The organism is Nocardia sp. NBC_01388 (assembly GCF_045040085.1).
Lineage (GTDB): Bacteria > Actinomycetota > Actinomycetes > Mycobacteriales > Mycobacteriaceae > Nocardia.
The window spans coordinates 6,861,896-6,880,025 of the sequence record NZ_CP109553.1 but is presented as its reverse complement, the minus strand read 5'-3'; the positions used below and the strand labels follow the sequence as shown (position 1 = coordinate 6,880,025).

10 protein-coding genes are annotated in these 18,130 nt (G+C 69.3%); 6 read left to right on the top strand and 4 right to left on the bottom strand.

Features of this window, described 5'->3' with window-relative positions:
- Positions 1 to 174: 174 nt before the first annotated feature.
- Complete coding sequence (locus OG716_RS32915) at positions 175 to 768, top strand: LLM class flavin-dependent oxidoreductase (RefSeq protein WP_405134321.1); 594 nt, start codon at positions 175 to 177, stop codon at positions 766 to 768.
- A 105-nt stretch (positions 769 to 873) separates the two neighbouring features.
- Here OG716_RS32915 and OG716_RS32910 read toward each other — a convergent pair whose 3' ends face one another.
- Positions 874 to 1,386, bottom strand: a complete 513-nt coding sequence (locus OG716_RS32910; protein ID WP_405134320.1) for a MarR family winged helix-turn-helix transcriptional regulator — start codon at positions 1,384 to 1,386, stop codon at positions 874 to 876.
- Between the two features lie 113 nt (positions 1,387 to 1,499).
- Here OG716_RS32910 and OG716_RS32905 point away from each other — a divergent pair, with 113 nt between their 5' ends.
- Both OG716_RS32905 and OG716_RS32900 read left to right on the top strand, forming a co-directional pair.
- Positions 1,500 to 3,182 (top strand): MFS transporter, encoded by a 1,683-nt coding sequence (locus OG716_RS32905; protein ID WP_405134319.1) that lies wholly within the window; start codon positions 1,500 to 1,502, stop codon positions 3,180 to 3,182.
- 117 nt (positions 3,183 to 3,299) lie between these two features.
- Positions 3,300 to 4,460 (top strand): zinc-binding dehydrogenase, encoded by a 1,161-nt coding sequence (locus OG716_RS32900; protein WP_405134318.1) that lies wholly within the window; start codon positions 3,300 to 3,302, stop codon positions 4,458 to 4,460.
- 150 nt (positions 4,461 to 4,610) lie between these two features.
- Here the strand turns inward: OG716_RS32900 and OG716_RS32895 are convergent, their stop codons facing one another.
- From OG716_RS32895 to OG716_RS32885, 3 genes are all read right to left on the bottom strand, one after another.
- A complete protein-coding gene (locus OG716_RS32895) occupies positions 4,611 to 6,188 on the bottom strand; it encodes a dynamin family protein (RefSeq protein WP_405134317.1) in 1,578 nt (525 codons plus the stop codon).
- 329 nt (positions 6,189 to 6,517) lie between these two features.
- A complete protein-coding gene (locus OG716_RS32890) occupies positions 6,518 to 8,356 on the bottom strand; it encodes a dynamin family protein (RefSeq protein ID WP_405134316.1) in 1,839 nt (612 codons plus the stop codon).
- A gap of 91 nt (positions 8,357 to 8,447) precedes the next feature.
- Complete coding sequence (locus OG716_RS32885; RefSeq protein WP_405134315.1) at positions 8,448 to 11,279, bottom strand: IniB N-terminal domain-containing protein; 2,832 nt, start codon at positions 11,277 to 11,279, stop codon at positions 8,448 to 8,450.
- Positions 11,280 to 11,595: 316 nt separating this feature from the next.
- Here OG716_RS32885 and OG716_RS32880 point away from each other — a divergent pair, with 316 nt between their 5' ends.
- From OG716_RS32880 to OG716_RS32870, 3 genes are read left to right on the top strand one after another with little or no spacing between them, the layout of a single operon-like run.
- Positions 11,596 to 13,368, top strand: coding sequence for an Hsp70 family protein (locus tag OG716_RS32880; protein ID WP_405134314.1), 1,773 nt, complete (start codon positions 11,596 to 11,598; stop codon positions 13,366 to 13,368).
- Positions 13,369 to 13,382: 14 nt separating this feature from the next.
- The gene (locus OG716_RS32875) at positions 13,383 to 16,856 is read left to right on the top strand and encodes a LuxR C-terminal-related transcriptional regulator (RefSeq protein ID WP_405134313.1); all 3,474 of its coding nucleotides are present in this window, start codon (positions 13,383 to 13,385) and stop codon (positions 16,854 to 16,856) included.
- A 46-nt stretch (positions 16,857 to 16,902) separates the two neighbouring features.
- The gene (locus OG716_RS32870; protein ID WP_405134312.1) at positions 16,903 to 18,042 is read left to right on the top strand and encodes a hypothetical protein; all 1,140 of its coding nucleotides are present in this window, start codon (positions 16,903 to 16,905) and stop codon (positions 18,040 to 18,042) included.
- The last annotated feature ends 88 nt before the right edge of the window (positions 18,043 to 18,130 follow it).

Here is an 18,130-nt window from a genome sequence, read left to right as displayed (position 1 = left end):
CCGCTCGGTTCCACCCACCGAATGCGGCGGAGGAGGTGGGACTTCAATCGGGAGCTGCATCTAACGCCTTCACCAGCTGTCATAGCGGTCAGACACGCTGGCAAATCGGGCATTCCGGGCATCGCTCCCCGGGCAGCCGAAGATCCTCTCGGCGTCGCACGCGAAGGAGGCGGGATGGATATTCGATTCGGCATTTCGATCCCGCCCACCGCGGCGGCGCTGGAGGACGTCCTCGATATGGCGAAGGCCGCCGAGGACGAGGGGCTGGATCTGGTGGGGATTCAGGATCATCCGTATGCGGCGGAGTTCGGGGACACCTTCGCGGCGCTCGGGGCCTGTTTGAGCGCGACCACGCGGATCAGTGTCTATCCGGGGGTCGCGAATATGCCGCTGCGGCGGCCTTCGATGCTGGCCAAGCAGGCCGCCACGTTCGATCTGCTGAGCGGCGGGCGGTTCGAACTCGGGGTCGGGGCGGGCGCTTTCGAGGACGGTGTGGCCGCCATGGGCGGGCCGGCGCTCGCCGGGCGGGCGGCGCTGCGGGCGCTCGAGGAGGGGATCGAGATCATTCGCGCCGCCTGGAGACCCGGGCGGCTGGTCTCGGTGCAGGGCGATGAATACACGGTGCAGGGCATCGCGGGCGGGCCCGCGCCGGCGCACCGGATCGGCATCTGGATCGGGGCCATGGGGCCGCACGCCCTCGACCTGGTGGGCCGGGTTGCCGACGGATGGGTTGCACCGCTGCCGAATTGGCTGCCCTGGGAACGGTGAGGAACGAGTCGAGTACGTCGATGCGGGCCATGAGGGCTGTCCTTCCGGGTGAATTTTGCCTTCACCCGGTTGGACACCGGCCGCGGGCCGCTGCGACCGGCAACGTCAGCGACCTGCGTCACATCCAGAATCATCGGGTCGTTCGGTAGTGAATCCCGGATGGATGCCGGGCAGCAGACCACTTCCGGCCGCCGCCTTCTGCAGCAGAACCAGCAGTGTCGCCCGTTCCGCGGCATCGAGCTCCGAGGTGATCTCCCGCTCCAGCCCGGCAGCGATTTCCGCTCCGCGCGCGAGCATTTCGCGACCGGCGGGCAGCAGGTACACCGCGTGCGCACGCCTATCGGTCGGATGTTTGCGGCGTTCGGCGAGCCCGCGTTTCTCCAGATCGTCGACGAGCCCGACCATCACATTGCGGTGGATGCCGAGCGCTTCGGACAACTGCTGCTGTGAGCGCCCGCCACCGGCCTCGAGGATGCGCAGCATGCCGAACTGCTGCGGCTTGATGCCGAGCGGAGCCAGCAGGTCGGTGAACCGGTAGGCCGAATGCGTACCCAATTGCCCCAGCAGGAAGGGGATGGAGTCGGCGAGCAGCACGTGGCGCGGATCGGCGTCGGTCACGCCGGAATTCTACATGCGAGCACTGATCCTGATTGCCATCTTGTGTGATAATCACTTCAAGTGCATAGTTTGAAGAGTCGTATCACCGCCCACCCAGTCGAAGAGAGCTCGCCGTGGAATCCGACACCATCCCCACCACCCTCGATCCACGCCGGTGGATCGCCTTCGCCGTCGTGCTGGCCGCCGGGTTCATGGACCTGCTCGATGTGACCATCGTCAATGTCGCGGTGCCCAGCATCCAGAAGGATCTGGGCGCCGAGTACGCGCAGATCGAATGGATCATCGCCGCCTACGTCCTGGCCTTCGCGGCAGTGCTGATCACCGGCGGCCGCCTCGGTGACATCTACGGCCGCAAACGCATGTTCCTGCTCGGCATGACCGGATTCACGCTGGCTTCGGCCGCCGGCGGACTGGCCTCCGACCCGGCCATGCTCATCACCTCACGATTCGTGCAGGGCGCCATGGCCGGACTGATGGTGCCGCAGATCCTCGCCATCATTCGCGTCACCTTCCCGAAAGAGGAGCGCACCAAGGCGATTGCCATCTACAGCGGCGTCGGCGGTTCCGCCTCCGCGGTCGGCCTGGCACTGGGCGGACTGCTGGTGCAGTGGAATGTGCTCGATCTGGGCTGGCGGCCGATCTTCCTGGTGAACATCCCGATCGGCATTCTCGCGCTGGCCGCCGCCGCGGTCGTCATGCGGGATTCGCGCTCGCCGCAGCCGCCGCGCCTGGACATCATCGGGATGGTGCTGGCCGTGTCCGCGGTGGTACTGCTGGTGTACCCGCTCACCGAAGGTCGCCGACTGGATTGGCCCACTTGGACTTTCGTGCTGATCGGCGCGTCCGCGGTCACCTTCACGGCCTTCGTGCTCTACGAGCGGTGGCGCTCGCGCACCGTCGGCTCCCCGCTCATCGACCTCGAGCTGTTCCGGTCCCGGGCCTTCACCGCCGGCCTGGCGAGCTGGCTGCTGTTCTGGATCGGCTTCGGCGGGTTCTTCCTCATCTGGACCCTGTTCATGCAGGCCGGACTCGGCTGGTCACCCATGCGAGCCGGATTGACCTCGGTCTTCTTCGCGGTCGGTGCGGGCATCGGCGCCGGAACCTCGGTGAGTCTGCTGGCCCCGCGCTTCGGGCGCTGGGTGCTCATGGGCGGCGGGCTCGTCACGGCGGCCGGATTCGGGTTGTACGGCTGGATGGCCGCGCACTACGGTTCGGATTTCGCGTCCTGGCAGATGGTCCTGCCGCTCATCATCACCGGCACCGGATTCGGCATTGTGGTCGCGCCGACCATCGATATGCTGCTCGGCCAGATTCCCGATGGGGAGGCCGGAGCGGCCTCGGGGTTGCTCAATACCGGCCAGCAGCTGGGGATGGCGCTGGGCGTGGCGCTGGTCGGGATCGTGTTCTTCACACAGCTCGATCATGATTCCGGGCGCGGTGTGGACGCGGTCGCGGCGCAGACCCGCACGGAGTTGAGTGCGGCCGGGCTGCCCGGGCCCGCACAGGATCAGATACTCGCCAATTTCCGTGCCTGCGTGCAGGATCGGTCCGCCGAGGTCGATCCGTCGGTCGTGCCCGGCAGCTGCCGGAGCACCGGGGGCGACCCGGCCATGGACGTCACGCTGGCCCAGGCGGGCAAGGAGGCCACGGCCGTCAATTTCGCGCGCACCTTCGACCACACGCTGGAGTGGGGCATCGGCATCATGGTGCTGGTCTGCCTCGGATTCGCGGCACTGCCCAAGGACACCAAGCTGGAAGTCCACGAGTTGGTGGACGACGAATTGGTGCAGGTCTGATCTATCCACAACTGTCCACAGCCTCGGTGCACACCGGTGCTGTGGACAATTGTGCTTTCCACAGCACGCCGGGCGCGGAAGAATCCGACTGACAATGTCTTTCGACGGGAGTCAGCCATGCGCGCGGTCACGGTAACCAAGGGCGAATTCCGAGTACAGGAGCTGCCCGCTCCCACTCCCGGTCCCGGGCAGGTGCTGGTGAACGTACTGCGGTGCGGCATCTGCGGCTCCGACCTGCACGCCCGGGTGCACTGCGACGAACTCGCCGATATGGCCGCCGCCACCGGCTACCAGCACTTCATGCGCTCGGACCAGAGCGTGGTGATGGGGCACGAATTCTCCGGCGAGGTCGTAGATTACGGCTCGGGCACCCGGCGGCGATGGAAGCCGGGCACGCCGGTGGTGTCGCTGCCCATTCTGCGGACCGGACGCACACCCCACCTCACGGGGCTGTCCGTCGACGCGCCCGGCGGGTATGCCGAACAGGTGCTGGTGCAGGAATCGATGACCTTCCCGATTCCGAACGGGCTCTCCGCCGAGCATGCGGCGCTCACCGAACCGATGGCCGTCGCCTGGCACGCCGTGCGCAAGGGGCGTGTCGGCAAGGGGCAGACCGCGTTCGTCATCGGTTGCGGGCCTATCGGTCTCGCGGTCATCACCATGTTGAAGGCGTCCGGTGTCGCACTGGTCATCGCCAGCGATTTCTCCCCGCGCCGCCGGGAACTCGCCGCCGCCTGCGGAGCGGATGTGGTGGTCGACCCAGGCGTCGACTCACCCTGGACCGCCTCACCGAAGAAGTCGCGCATCACCGGTGCCGGCGACATTCTCAACCTCGGGTTCGACGCCATGGAGCGGCTGCGCCGGATTCCGAATCTGCCCTGGTGGTACGTATTCCGGGCCGCGCACACCCTCGACAAGGGGCCCGCCGGGCCGGTCATCTTCGAATGTGTCGGCGTGCCGGGCATGCTCGACCAGATCCTGACGGCCGCACCGCCGATGTCCCGCATCGTGGTGGTCGGCGTGTGTATGGAGTCGGATCGCATCCATCCGGCCACCGCCATCAACAAGGAAATCGAACTGCGCTTCGTCCTCGGCTACGACCCCGGCGAATTCCGCGACACCCTGCACATGATCGCCGACGGCAAAGTCGACCCCTCCCCCCTCATCACCGGCACCGTCGGCCTGGACGGCGTCGACCCCGCCTACACCACCCTCGCCTCCCCCGACCACCACGCCAAAATCCTCATCGACCCGGCCAGCACCGCCACCACCCTCTGACCGAGCCCACCGACCCACATATTTCCTCACCTGCCGCGCACGCAATCTGTGGCGATCTACTGCGCGACAACATAATTCGTGCGCACCGACTGACCTCGTGCGCGGGCGGGCGCGCCTCTGACTTCGACCGGGCTGGTGGGCGGGAACGCCTCAGTTGTGTGGCGGAGGGATTCGGGCGAAGGGGGTGGTGGGGGGCTCGTGGAGGATTTCCAGGAGGCCCTCGGCGCTGCGGGAGGCGGTCAGGCAGGCATTGACCATGGATTGGTCGGCCAGGGGGTGGCGGGCTCGGGTGCGCCATTTGTGGACTGCGGTCAGGGCCTGCTCGCGCTGCGTGTGGATATCGGTGTGCGGGGGCAGGCCGAGGCGGCGGTGGGGGGCCACGCCTATGCCGCCGATCAGGCGGTGCAGTTCCGCGAGATCAGTTGGGGTCAGGGGTAATTCGTCGGTGCGCAGATGGCCCAGCAACCGGAGTTCGGCGAAGCCGTGTACATCGGAGAGCAGGGTCTTCACCCGGGGCAGCAGGGCATCGGCCTCGGTACCGGGGTTGGCGACGAGGATGCGCGCCAGGGCGGTCAGTGCGGAGTGCGCCTTCAATTCCTCTGCACGCTGGGCGAATTGCACATCCAGGACGGTGCGGAGTTCATCGAGACCGCTGCGAGCGGTGAGTTCGGCTGCCAGCGAGGCGGAGTCGCGTACACCGAGGCGAATCAAAGTGACGGCCAGGCGAATACCGAACAAGCCGAAGCGCGCCGCCAGGTGGGCGCGCAAGTCCGGCGGTACCGGCAGCGGCAGATCCGGGCGGGCGAATCGGTCGGCCGACAGCAGGGCGGCGCTCACCTCGTCCACCGGCGCGGCGGCCAATGCCTCGAATGCCGCGTACTCGCGCTGCCGCAGGGTGGCCGCGGCGAAGGCCAGCAGACCCGCGACCGGAATCACCGACTGGCACAGCCCGGTTCGCTCCAATTCGCCCGCGAATCGCGAGGCCACATCGCGCGCGGAATGCAGTGCGTCGATGCGTCCCGCACCGATCTCATCCGCGCGCGACACCACGCCGATCACCCCGAGCGGTCCGCCGGCTCCGGTGCCGGCGCCGATCTGTTCGAGGAAATCCACGTCGGCGGTGTCGAGCCGGCGCAGCAGATAGACGACCGCATCCGCGCCGGGCAGAGCAACGCCGGTCCCGCCGGGAGTGAGCAGCCGCGAGGTGCGCGCCGATACGTCCCGCGACAGGGACGAGATTCCGGGAGTGTCGATAATCGTGGTCTGCGCCAATTCCGCGGACGGCCACTCCACCGCCAGGTGGTCGACCTCACGCGCACCACCCGCATTCCAGCGCAGCGCCGCCAGATCGAAGGTCAGCCCGTGCGCACCCGGCAGCCCCTCCGCGCTCCGGCCGCGGCGCACCACCACATCGGCGTGCGAGCCCTCCGGCGAATACGCGGTGACGCGCGGGGCCGCGCCGTGCCGGTACCAGGTCACCAGGCGCGTGCACTCGGTCGCGTCGGTAGGTGCGATATCCTGCCCCACCAGCGCATTCAACAGCGTCGACTTGCCCGCCTTGAGCTGGCCGGCCAGAGCGATCCGCAGCGGCTCGTCCAGCCGCCGCGCACATTCCTCGAGCTGCCCGCGCACGCGTCCGCGGTCGGCAAAGGACCGCCGGGCCGCCGCCAGCAGTCCCCGCGTCTCACCCCCCACCCCGTATCCGGGCCCGCCCACATCAAATCTCATAGCGCTCCAGACCCGAACCACACACCGCACACATCGCCAACCTTTCGCCCCAACCCCGCCCGGTGTTAGCAACACACCAGTTCCGGGAGTGTGCGACCCGGCAGATTCCCGTCATCCAGGCGCGCTTTCGGCCAGGATCCACAACCATGTGGCTGCACCGACCTGATGGATCCGGGCCAGAAACTGCCGGGATCGCGGGCGGCGCGTGCTGTGGCAGATCCGCGGCCGGCCAGCGGCCGTAGGCCAGAGCAGCGGTGCGGCAAGCCGGCCGCCATAGGCCGGGGCAGCGGTGCGGCAAGTCATGGCAGTGGTGCAGCAAGCCCGGTCGTTCAGGCGGGCGGCGGTAGGGCGGGCGGGCTCGGGGCGGGGGTGAGGGTGGCGGCGCGGCGGCGGAGGTCGGCTACGGCGTGCAGGCGGCGTTCCAGGAGGGCGGTGCGGTTGGCTCGGGCGGTGGATTCGAGGGTGGCGGCCTCCTGGGCGGCGCGGAGGGATTCGTCTAGGGAGCGGAGGGTGCGTTCGGCGATCGCGGTGAAGTGGTCGCGAAGCAGACGGTGGATGCGGTGCAGGCGGTCCTTGGTCTCCTTGGCGGTGTGGAAGGCGACGTCGTCCAGGTAGCGGCGCACGGCGAGCTTGGCATCGGCGCGGCGTTTGGCCAGGCGCGCCTGCTTGTCGTCGCGGAAGGCTTTGCTGCCGAGGAGCAGTCCGGCGCCCAGGGACAGCGGGTTGACCAGGGACAGGCCCGCGAGCGTGCCGACCAGGCCGGCCATGACCACGCCGCCGTACGATCCGCGCACGCCGACCAGAAGTTTGTGGCCGAGGCCGAGGTCCGGTTCCAGATCCGAGAGCGTGCAGGAGCCTGCGCGAGAAGCGTCGCCGTCCAAGGTTTCTCGCACATCGGGCAGGTCGACCGCGCCCAGTTCGGTGAAGTGGGCGGAGACCTGTTCGGCCAGCCGCACCGCCCGTGTGCGCGTCCACAGCAGATTGTCGCCGACAGCGGTGCCGACGGTGCCGGTCAGCCACTCCTCCATGCGCTCCCAGTGCCGCCCCGGATCATGCTCGTCGATCCAGTCCTCGGCGGTGCGGGAGATATTCCGCAGCCGATTGCGCAGGTCATGATCGACATCGCCGACCAGATCGGTGATTCCGTCGCCGAGCGTCTGCTGCCAGACGGAGGTCTTGCGATGCAATTGCTCGGCAGCTGTTCTCGCGGACTGCAATTCGCGAACCGCGGCGGCGCCGCGTTCCGGATCACGCAGCGCCACCAGTTCACTGCCGAGGGCGAGAGCCAAATGCTCTGTGGCGGAATTGATATCGAGTGCCACCGCGCGCCGCACCGCCGCCTGATCACGGGCGACCACATGATCCCGCAGGAAGCCGAAGACCCCGCCGAACCCGGATTCACGCCCGAGTTGCTCATCCTGCAGACGCAGCGCATGGGCGCGCAGCACCGAGGACACCGGCAGCATGGGCACATCGATTCCCGCACGGCTCAGGTGATTTCGATTCGCTTCGAACACCTGCCGCCAGTGCGGATACAGATCGATCTTGGTGAGCAGCACCGCGACGGCCGGGCACAGCTCTCGCACCTGTCGCAGGAATTCGACCTCCGGATCGGTGAGCTCGGTGGATGCGTCGGTGAGCACCAGCACCGCATCCGCCGTCGGCACCGCGCCGAGCACTCCCGCCACACCACTGCCGCCGTGCGCACCAAGCGCGGGTGTATCGACCACCACGATTCCATCGGCCAGCAGCCGATTCGGCACCTCGATCTCCAGGCGTAATACCGCCCGCCCCTGCGCATGCGGTGACCGCGCACCGACGGCGCCGATCTCCTCGACGGGCACCGCCAACCGGGAGACCTCCCCGTCCTGGGCGCCCGCGACCACCAGCTCCGCCCGCGCCGTCTCCCCGAACGCCAATACGGTTGTCACCGTGGTCGTCGCATCGTCGGCCACCGGGCAGATATCCAGATTGATCAGGGCGTTCACGAACTGGCTGCGCCCCTGATTCCCCAACCCGCACACCACGATCCGCCGCCGGGGGTCACGCACCCGCCCCGCCACCGTCTCCAGCTGCGCGACCAGATCCCCGCGCTCAGACCCCTCCGCCACCGCTATGGTTTCGGACAGTATCGACAGCAACGGATCAACCGCCACGATCCCGGTCATCGCAGTCCTCGCACATCTTTTCTCCGAGGCCGCATCCCGTCAGAGATGCGGCCTACCGCCAATACTCGCCCGGCACCGGGCTGCACCGCACTCACGAGTGCAGCATGTCCCCGATGATGTCCCCACCCGGATGCGTCCCCGGATCGATCCCGCCGTGCACCCCGCCATCCCCGAACAATCCCGCATCCGTACCCCCCGCATGCACCCCTTCTCCGAACGCATTCGAAACATCCAGCCCCGCCCAAGGATTCAACCCCGTCCCCACCCCGACCTCAGTTCCGCCCACACCATGCGCCCCCGCATCGATCCCACTCCCCACCTGAGCCCCCACCCCGCCCACACCCTGCGCACCGACATCCACACCGGTCCCCAACCCACCGGAAACCCCGGCCCCCAATTCATTCCCGGCATGCGCCCCCGCACCAACCGCAGAGTCAACCCCGCCCGTAAGCCCCGCCCCCACCTGCGAACCACCGTGCAGAGCGGAATCCACGCCGGAGTTGAGCCCCGCACCGACCCCACCGGCAGTCTGCGCGCCGACATCGATGCCACTGGTCAGCCCGGTCTCGAGACCAGCGCCAACCTGCGAACCACCGTGCAGCGCCGTATCCAAACCGGAGTTGAGCCCCGCACCGACACCGCCGGCGGTCTGCGCACCGATATCCACACCCGTCCCCAGCCCACCGGAAAGCCCAGCAGACAGGTCATTTCCGGCATGCAAGCCGGAACCGACGGCCGAATTGAGCCCCGCCCCGAGGCCACCGGCAGTCTGCGCACCTGCATCGATCCCGGTATTCAGACCGGCACCGAGCTGAGTTCCGCCCCCGACACCCGCGTTCGCTGCCCCGGAAAGCCCTGTCTCCAAACCACTTCCGATCTGCGCACCTGCCCCCGCACCGGTCGCCAAACCACCGGAAAGCCCCGTATTCAGCTCACTCCCGAGCTGGGCACCCAGACCGGTCGCACCGTTCACCGCACCATTCAGGCCGGTCTCCAAACCACCTCCGAGCCCCGCACCGGCGCCGACTGTGGAATCGATACCGCTGGAAAGCCCTGCGCCGAGGTCACTTCCGAGGTGCGCACCGAGATCGGTCGCACCATCGGCCGCACCATTCAGGCCGGTCTGCAGGCCGCCGCCAAGCCCCGCACCGGCCTGCGCACCCGCACCGATCGCAGAATCGATACCTCCGGAAAGCCCCGTGTTGAGCTCGCTCCCGAGCTGGGCACCGAGGCCGGTCGCGCCATTCACCGCACCATTCAGGCCGGTCTGCAGGCCGCCGCCAAGCCCCGCACCGGCCTGCGCACCCGCACCGATCGCAGAATCGATACCTCCGGAAAGCCCCGTGTTGAGCTCGCTCCCGAGCTGGGCACCGAGGCCGGTCGCGCCATTCACCGCACCATTCAGACCGGTCTCCAAACCACCTCCGAGCCCCGCACCGGCCTGCGCACCCGCACCGATCGCAGAATCGATACCTCCGGAAAGCCCCGTGTTGAGCTCGCTCCCGAGCTGGGCACCGAGGCCGGTCGCGCCATTCACCGCACCATTCAGACCGGTCTCCAAACCACCTCCGAGCCCCGCACCGGCCTGCGCACCCGCACCGATCGCAGAATCGATACCTCCGGAAAGCCCCGTGTTGAGCTCGCTCCCGAGCTGGGCACCGAGGCCGGTCGCGCCATTCACCGCACCATTCAGACCGGTCTCCAAACCACCTCCGAGCCCCGCACCGGCCTGCGCACCCGCACCGATCGCGGAATCGATACCTCCGGAAAGCCCCGTGTTGAGGTCACTTCCGAGGTGCGCGCCGAGGTCGGTCGCGCCGTTCAGTGCGCCGTTGAGGCCGGCCTGGAGGCCGCCGCCCGCGCCGAGGGCCGTGTTCAGGCCGCCGGAGAGGTTGGCTCCGAGGTCCGCGGCTGCGCCGGTGCCTGCGTTCACCGCACCGGCCAGGCCCGTTGCGAGGCTGCCTCCTACGCCAGCTGCGGTGGTTGCCGCGCCGGAGAGGGTCGCGCCGAGATCGGTGGCAGCGGCGGTGCCCGCATTGACTGCGCCGGAGAGGTTGGCTCCCAGGTCGGTGGCGGCGCCGAGGTTGACGGCTGCGCCGAGGGCGGAGGTGAGGTTGGTTTCGAGGCCGGCGGCGGTGTCGAGGGCGCCGGTGAGGCCGGTGGTGAGGGTGGCTCCGGCTTGGCCGAGGGCGTCGGCCGCGCCTTGGATTCCGGCGGTCAGGCCGGCTCCGGCGGAGAGGCCGCCGGTGAGGGCCGAGGTGAGGTCGGCGGCGGCTCGGGCGCCGAGGACGCCGGAGAGGTTGGCTTCCAGGCCGGTTGCGGCGTTGGCCGCACCGTCGAGGCCGGCGGAGAGGCCGGCGCCGAGGGTGGAGGCGGCACCGGCCAGGGCGCCGATTCCGGAGGAGAGGCCGAGTTCGAGGCCGGTGCCGGCGTCGCCGTTGAAGCAGACCTCGGTTCCGGTCGCAGTGGCCGTGCCGATGTTCACCGTGGCGCCGGTCGTCCCCGCCGCGACCGTGCCGGTGTTCACCCCTACCGCACCATTGAGACCCACGGCACCGTTCAGCCCGCTGGCACCGTTCAGCCCGGCGGCACCATTGAGCCCACCCGCACCATTCAACCCGGCGGCACCAGTGAGCCCACCGGACCCGTTCAGCCCGAGGCCCCCGTTCCCTCCGAGGTTCCCGTTGAGCCCGGCGCCGGTGTCGGCCCCGGCCCCGGCGGCGCAGATCGCGGACAGCTGCGAACCTCCCGCTACCAGGGCGGATTCGGCCACCATCGGCGCGACGGCGGTGATGTCCTCCGGTGTCACCGACCCGAGCCCGGCGTCGGCCAGCGACTGCGCGGGGTTGGTGCAGTAGTTCGCGGCGGCTTCGTGATCCCGCAGCAGGTTGAGGATGAACTCGAGAATTGCATTGGGGCTCATGGCGAATCGTCTCCTGGGTGGGCGGGTCCGGCTGACCCGCACTGTTCGAATTGCTTTTCACGCTAGGAACCCGACCCGTTACGCCGTAACGGGGTGAACTCCCCCCGTTTCGCGTGTCCCCTCGGTAGGGGGTTGCTGACGATTAGGGGAATTTCCCCGGAATCGCGCGGGAAACGGTAACGGCGGTCCCCCAGCAACCGACAGGTCCCATGGGTCATCCGGCCCGCACCAGAGCCTTTCGCACATTTCGGACGTAACAGCTTTCGGCCAGCACGCGAATCACCCGACGCGTGTTTCGATCGACAGGGGATCTCGAATGAGTCAGGGGATGGCGCTCGGCATTACTGTCGGGACGTCCAATACGGTTGCCGTGACGACTTCGGGGGGACAGCGCAGACTGCATATCCGGCCGAGCATGATCGGCGCGGAGCATGAACTTCCGGAAAGTTTCCTGTCCAGGGTCGGAGACCCGGTGGATATCCGGATGCGAGACGGATCCGCTGTGCGCGCAGCGGATCTCGTGGCCGCGGCGATCGGCCGGGCGGTGGACGATTCCGGCCTCGCCGCGGCCATGGTGGCCTGCTATCCGGCCTGGTGGTCACAACACACAGTGGAAGTACAGCGCGCGGCGCTCACCGCCGCCGGACTCGACAGTGTGGCCCTCGTACCGGAACCCGCCGCCGCCATGCGCTGGCTGCAGGAGGTGCACGAATCCACCCACGACGGCGCCATGATCGTGTACGACCTGGGTGCAACGGGTTTGACCGTTTCGGTGGCGCGCACCGGCGCACTGTCCGGTCTGCTCGGCGAGCCGGTGCGGTCGACCGCCGTGGCGGGCGCCGAATTCGACCTCCTGACCATGCGATACGCCCTGGGACTCGCCATGGGCGAAACAGATTTCGATCCCTTCGATCCGCTGGTCGAACAGGAACTCGCAGAACTGCGGGTGCGCTGCAAAACCGCGAAAGAAGCGCTCTCCAAACAAACGGCGACCGTGATTCCGGTCCGCATGCCCGGCCAGGACCCGATCGATGTCCGCCTGGTGCGTGATGAGGCCGAAGATCTCTACCGGGGCCCGCTGGTTGCCTCCATCGACCTGGTCCACGAGGCCGTGCGCCGCGCCGGACTGACCGCCGCCGAGGTGGACGGCATCCTGCTCACCGGCGGTGGGGCGGCCATCCCGCTGGTCACCGAATTGCTCTCCACCGAGTTCGGCGTCCCGGTGGCGGCCGCGGCCGACCCGGCTCACCTCAGTGCGCACGGCGCGGCATTGCTGGCCGCCGATCTGCTGGCCGACACCACCGACACCGAAGCGCATCCGGCCATCGCACCTCTGGTGCATCGCGATGATCACGACGGCGGCGGTGCCCGGACTCCTGCGGTCGAACGTGGAAATACCCAGCGCGACATGGCTACTCGACTCGATGACCCGCGCAGCATGCAGATCGCCGCGATCGACGATCGGTCCGGCGGCGCCGTCGAACCCGCTGGCGCCGTGAGCACAGGCGATGGCGCCGGAAGCACTGTGGCAGCGGCGATTCCACCGCTACCCGAGCTACCCGACGAGGCGCCGCGCACCGGTTTCGCACACTGGCGCAGAGTCGCGGTGATCGGCGCGGTGGCCATCGCGGTGGCCGCTCTCGCCACCGGAACCCTGGCCATGGGTACCGGTGCACAGTCCGCGCCCTCGAATTCCACTGCGCCGCAGGCGCCCACGACTTCGGTCGTCGCACCGAATCCGTCTGCTGCCCCGGTGAATGCCGGTGGGCAGGCGGCAAATACCGGCGGGCAGACGATACCGGTCACGCATGCGGGGGCTCCGGCACCCGCGGGCGCTCCCGCCCAGCCGGGCACGACGGCAGCGGCTCCGAACGCGGCGGCTCCGGCGACACCCGGAGCACCCGCGGCCCCGGCGGCACCGGAGCAGGCGAATTCTCCCGCGCCCCAAACAGTTCCGGCCGCACCCCAGCCGCAACTGCCGACTGTTCCGCAGCCCGTGATCACCCAGCCGACGGTCCAGGTCCCCGATCTGGGCCAGCTCGGTAAGGCAGTTCCCACGGTGCCGACCATTCCGCATATCGGTGGCTGAGAGTTGGTTCTCCCGTGATAGGCAATACCCCCGTCGCACTGGATTCCCTGCCGTGCACGCGAGAGATCTTCCGGGAGTTGGATTCCGATGATCCCGCTCCCCTGCTGTACCTGATTCGCGGGCGCTCCGGCACCGGCAAGTCAACCCTGCTCACCGCCATCCGCAATCGCCTCCGCGCCCGCGGCATCCAGCTGATCGAGGCCGCCGCAATCACCTCGGCAGACCCCGCATCGGCACGTCACGCCCCTCTTCGTCCCGGTGCCTCCGCCGAGCCGATCGCGGGCGCGCGGCAGCAGAGCCGCGCCGATTCCGGCACCCGAGCTGACGCGGTTGCAATGCAGCAGGCCCGCAGCGGTTCCGATACCCCGACCGACTCGGTCGCGGGAGCAATGCACCAAGCGCGCAGCGGTTCCGAAGTCCGGGCGGACTCGGTTACGGACGCAATACAGCAGGCCCGCAGCGGTTCCGAAGCCCCGGCGGACTCGATTGCGGACGCAACACAGCAGGCCCGCAGCGGTTCCGAAGTCCGGGCGGACTCGATTGCGGACGCAATACAGCAGGCCCGCAGCGGTTCCGAAGCCCCGGCGGACTCGGTTACGGACGCAACACAGCAGGCCCGCAGCGGTTCCGAAGCCCCGGCGGACTCGGTTACGGACGCAACACAGCAGGCCCGCAGCGGTTCTGGGGCGGCGGCCCGAACCCGGGTCGCCGTGGTGGTCGACGATGCGCACGGTTTGAGTCCGGCGGAGTTCGACAGGCTGTGTGCCGTCGCCGAATCCGGCGCCTGCACCGTCGTGATCGCGACGCTGCCCAGACCGCACGACGCCCGACTGCGAGCCCTGGCCGAGCTGGTGGCGCGGCGCGGGCGGGTGGTCGATCTGCGGGCCCTCGGTGCGACCGAGATCGCCCCCTTCGCACGCGAACTCGGCATGATGGTGCCGCGCGGCCTGGCGCAGCACATCCACCGCCAGACCGCCGGAATCCACGGCGGCGTGGTGGCGGCGCTGACCGCGGCCTGCGCCACCCGGTTGGACGCGGGTCTCACCGCGGTCGACGATGCCGTCGCCGCCTGGGCGCGCGGCCGGCTGGACGACGCCGATCCGGACCTGCTGGACACCTTCGTGGTGGCCGCCATCGGCGCGGGCCTGGATACCGCCGAACTCGCCGAGGTACTGGACGTAACCCCAACGGCCGCACAGGATCTGGTGGATCGCGCCCGCAGCAGCGCACTGGTCACCGATGCCGATCTCCTGCTGACCCCTGCCATCGCACCGCTGCGCACCCTGGTCGGCGACCGCCGGCTGCTCGCCGTGCAGCGCAGACTTCTGCGGGCCCGGCTGGACGCCGGCCTGCTGCGCGATCACACCGCCCTCCTGCTGGCCGAATCCGGCGTCCGCGACCCCCGCCTGGCCGAATTCCTCTGCGCCACAGCCGAGAAAGCGGGTGACGAAGCCGTCCGCCACTACGCCGCCGCGGCGACGGCCGGCGCCGATCTCGATGCCATCGCCCTGCGCTGGGCCGATGCCGCCGCCCGCACCGGCGACTGCGACACCGCCCTCCGCCTCGCCGAACCCGTCCTGGCTCGCCCGCATGCCGCGGCCGCGGAACTCGCTGCCGCGGTGCGTATCTGCGCTGGCGTCTGGACCCGCCGCGGTCTCGCCAATCGGGCCGCGCAGCTCTACACCTGGCTCGGCGCGGACCGAGTCGGCGCGGACTGGGCGGTAGCCGCCACCGTCCTGTATCTCGCGGGTCACGCGCCCACCGCCCGCGCCATGTCCACCTGCTCCGCAAACTGGCCGCCCACCGAAGCCACCGCCCGCACCGCCCTCATCGCCGAGGCCCTGTCCGGTTCAGTCGAAACCCTGCCACCCCCGGCATATTTCACAGCAGACCCCACCAACCGCACCCATTTGCCTCCCACCGACGCCACCCTGTTCGCTCCAGCGTCGCACCTGCCCGCCGCCGGATTCGGCGCAACGTCGCATCTGCCCGTCACCGTCAGCACCGGATTCGGCCGAGCGTCACACCTGCCCACCGCCGATACCACCGGATTCGGCCCAGCGTCAGACTCTTCCACCGCCGACGGATCCCGATTCGGCGCTGCGTCATATCTGCCCACCGCCGACGCATCCCGATTCGGCGCAACATCACACCCACACACCGCCGACGCCACCGGATTCGGCGCTGCGTCGAACCAACCCACCGCCGACGGCGCCCGAGGCGCGGCCGGTCGGGTGGCCGAAGGCGGGGAGTGTGCGCCGCTTACCGGATCTGCGCGATTGAGCGCGATGACGCACGGTCCGTCCGAACTCGCTCCGGTCCCAGCGCGTTTCACGACCCGCGCGGGTGAGGCGGGGCGGAGTGCGGCGGTTGCCGCCGCGTCCGCACTGATTCATGCGGCGCATTCGGGGGTGGCGCCCACGGAGAACGGCGGGGATCGATTCCTGCCGTGCTCGGCGGTGTCGATTGCCACACTGCTGTGCCTGTCCATGGGCGAACCCCGGCGGGCGGCGGACGCCTTGCGCGGCGCCGGCCACGATCCGCAGAGCCTGGTGCTCGGCGCGTGGGTCGCCATGCTGGGCGGGGACGAGCAGTCCGCGGCCACCATGGTCGCCGGACTGGACCTGGCCGCACTGGATTCCCGGGACCGGCTGCTGGCGCACGGCGTCATCATCGGATTGGCCAGGCGCAGCGGCGATCACACGGCCCTGACCCTGGCTTGGCAGCAGGCCTACCCGCTGTTCGACGAGGTGAGCGCGGACCTGCTGGCACTGCTGCCGATCGGCGAATTGTGGCTTGCCGGAATCCGATTGCGCGATGAGGGCCGGATGACAGCCCTGGTCGACGCGGCCGGAGAACTGCTGCGCGGCCTGGGCGATCCGCCCGCCTGGTCGAATGCCTTCCACTGGTACGCGATTCAGGCCGCCATCGCCCACGAGAGCCCGAACGACCTGGTGCCGCACGCGCATCGGCTCAAGGCCGCCGCCGAATCCGGCGATCCGCAGGCCGCCGCACTGGCGGACGCGGGCCGCACCTGGGTGCTGGTGCTGCGCGGTCAGGTGGAGCGCAGCCAGGTGGAGGCGGCGGTCGGCCGCCTGGCCGGACTCGGCCTGATCTGGGATGCCGCGCGCCTCGCCAGCGAGGCCGCCCTGGCCGCCGGCGACCCGGTCACCGCGACCGCCCTGCTCAAGCTGGCCCGGACCCTGCGCACCCGGGCGCGCCCGCCGGAGGTGCGCGCACCGGCTCCGGCCGCCCCGCCGCCACGCCCGGAACCGCGCACCGATACGGTCCTGAGTGAACGCGAGCGAGAGGTCGCGGAGCTCGTACTGCTCGGCCTGACCTACCGGGAAATCGGGGCTCGCCTCTATATCTCCGCGAAAACCGTCGAGCATCACGTCGCCCGGATACGGCGTCGGATCGGTGCGAGTTCGCGTTCGGAGTTATTGTCAATGCTCCGCGCCATGGGTCACGGTTCACTCCTCGTATGACCACGGCGCGGAGGAAATCCAGGACGCACCGAGTGAGGTAACCACGATGGCCACAGGGGTGGGCCTGCGGATAGCCGACGACGAATCCGTCGTGGCCGTCGTCACGGGCGATGACGCGACACTCCCGGTGCACTACATCGTGCGCGAGTCGATCCTGCACATGGCCGATGACGGTGATGCGGTGCTCGGCGGCGATCCGCCGGAGGGCCCGTCGAATTCGATCCGCGGATTCGTGAGCGCCGTCGGCGATCCGGCGGGTATGCCGGTCGACGAGGGCGAGGCGTACCGCGCCGAAGACCTGATGGCCACCGCCGCCTTCTGCCTGATCAATCTGGCCGCCGATCATCTGAACGGCCCGGCCGAGTTCTATGCCACCCATCCGACGGGGTGGCCGGAGGAGAACGTCCAGGCCCTGCGCGAGGCCCTGGACTATCTGGGCCTGAAGTCGGTGGTGCTGGTCAGCGAACGCGATCTGCCCCAGCCGGACGCCGACGACACCGGAAAGTCGTTCGCACACAATGCCGCTCGCGCCGCACTGGCCGCGGTGCTGGCGACCCCCGCCGGTCTGACCCCGCCCGATCCCACCGCGAGCACCCAGAATGCCGCCGACGTCACCGATATCCTGCCCGCGCTGTCCGCGCCCGAGCCGCTGGCGCAGGCGTATTCGGCGGCCTTCCCGGCGGCCACAACCGTCGATTCCGCGGTCGGTCCGATCACCGCCGAGCAGCCGATCGTGCAGCTGCCGAAGCAGCGCGCCAATCGCGGTCCGTACATGATCGCCGCGGCCACGGCCATTATCGGGTTGCTCCTGGGTGGCCTCGGAGTGGCGGCGGTGTTGCGTCCGGACGATTCCCCGCCGGGCCCGCCGCGCGGTGAGGTGGCCAATCAGCCGGCGGCGACCGCGGGCGCGGTACCGCCGCTGCTACCGCCGAGTCCCGGGCCGTCGGCGGCCGTGGTGCCGGCGCCCGCCGATTCGTATGACGTCCCGACCACGACGGATCCGCCCAGCACCACGGTCCCGCCGCCAACCACCACCGAACCACCACCGCCGACCACCACGGTTCGGCCCACCACACCACCCACTACGCGGGGCTATCCGCCGTATTACACGTACCCGCCGGTGCCCACCTGGCAGCTGCCGACGGCTCCGGTGTTCCAGGACCCCTGGCCACAGAGTCCGTACTGATTTAGTAGAGACCTTCTGTGGTTTGTACCCTAAAGTGGTGCGCTGACCGATGTTCCGCAAAGTAACCGGATTGTCGGTCTGCTGGTGC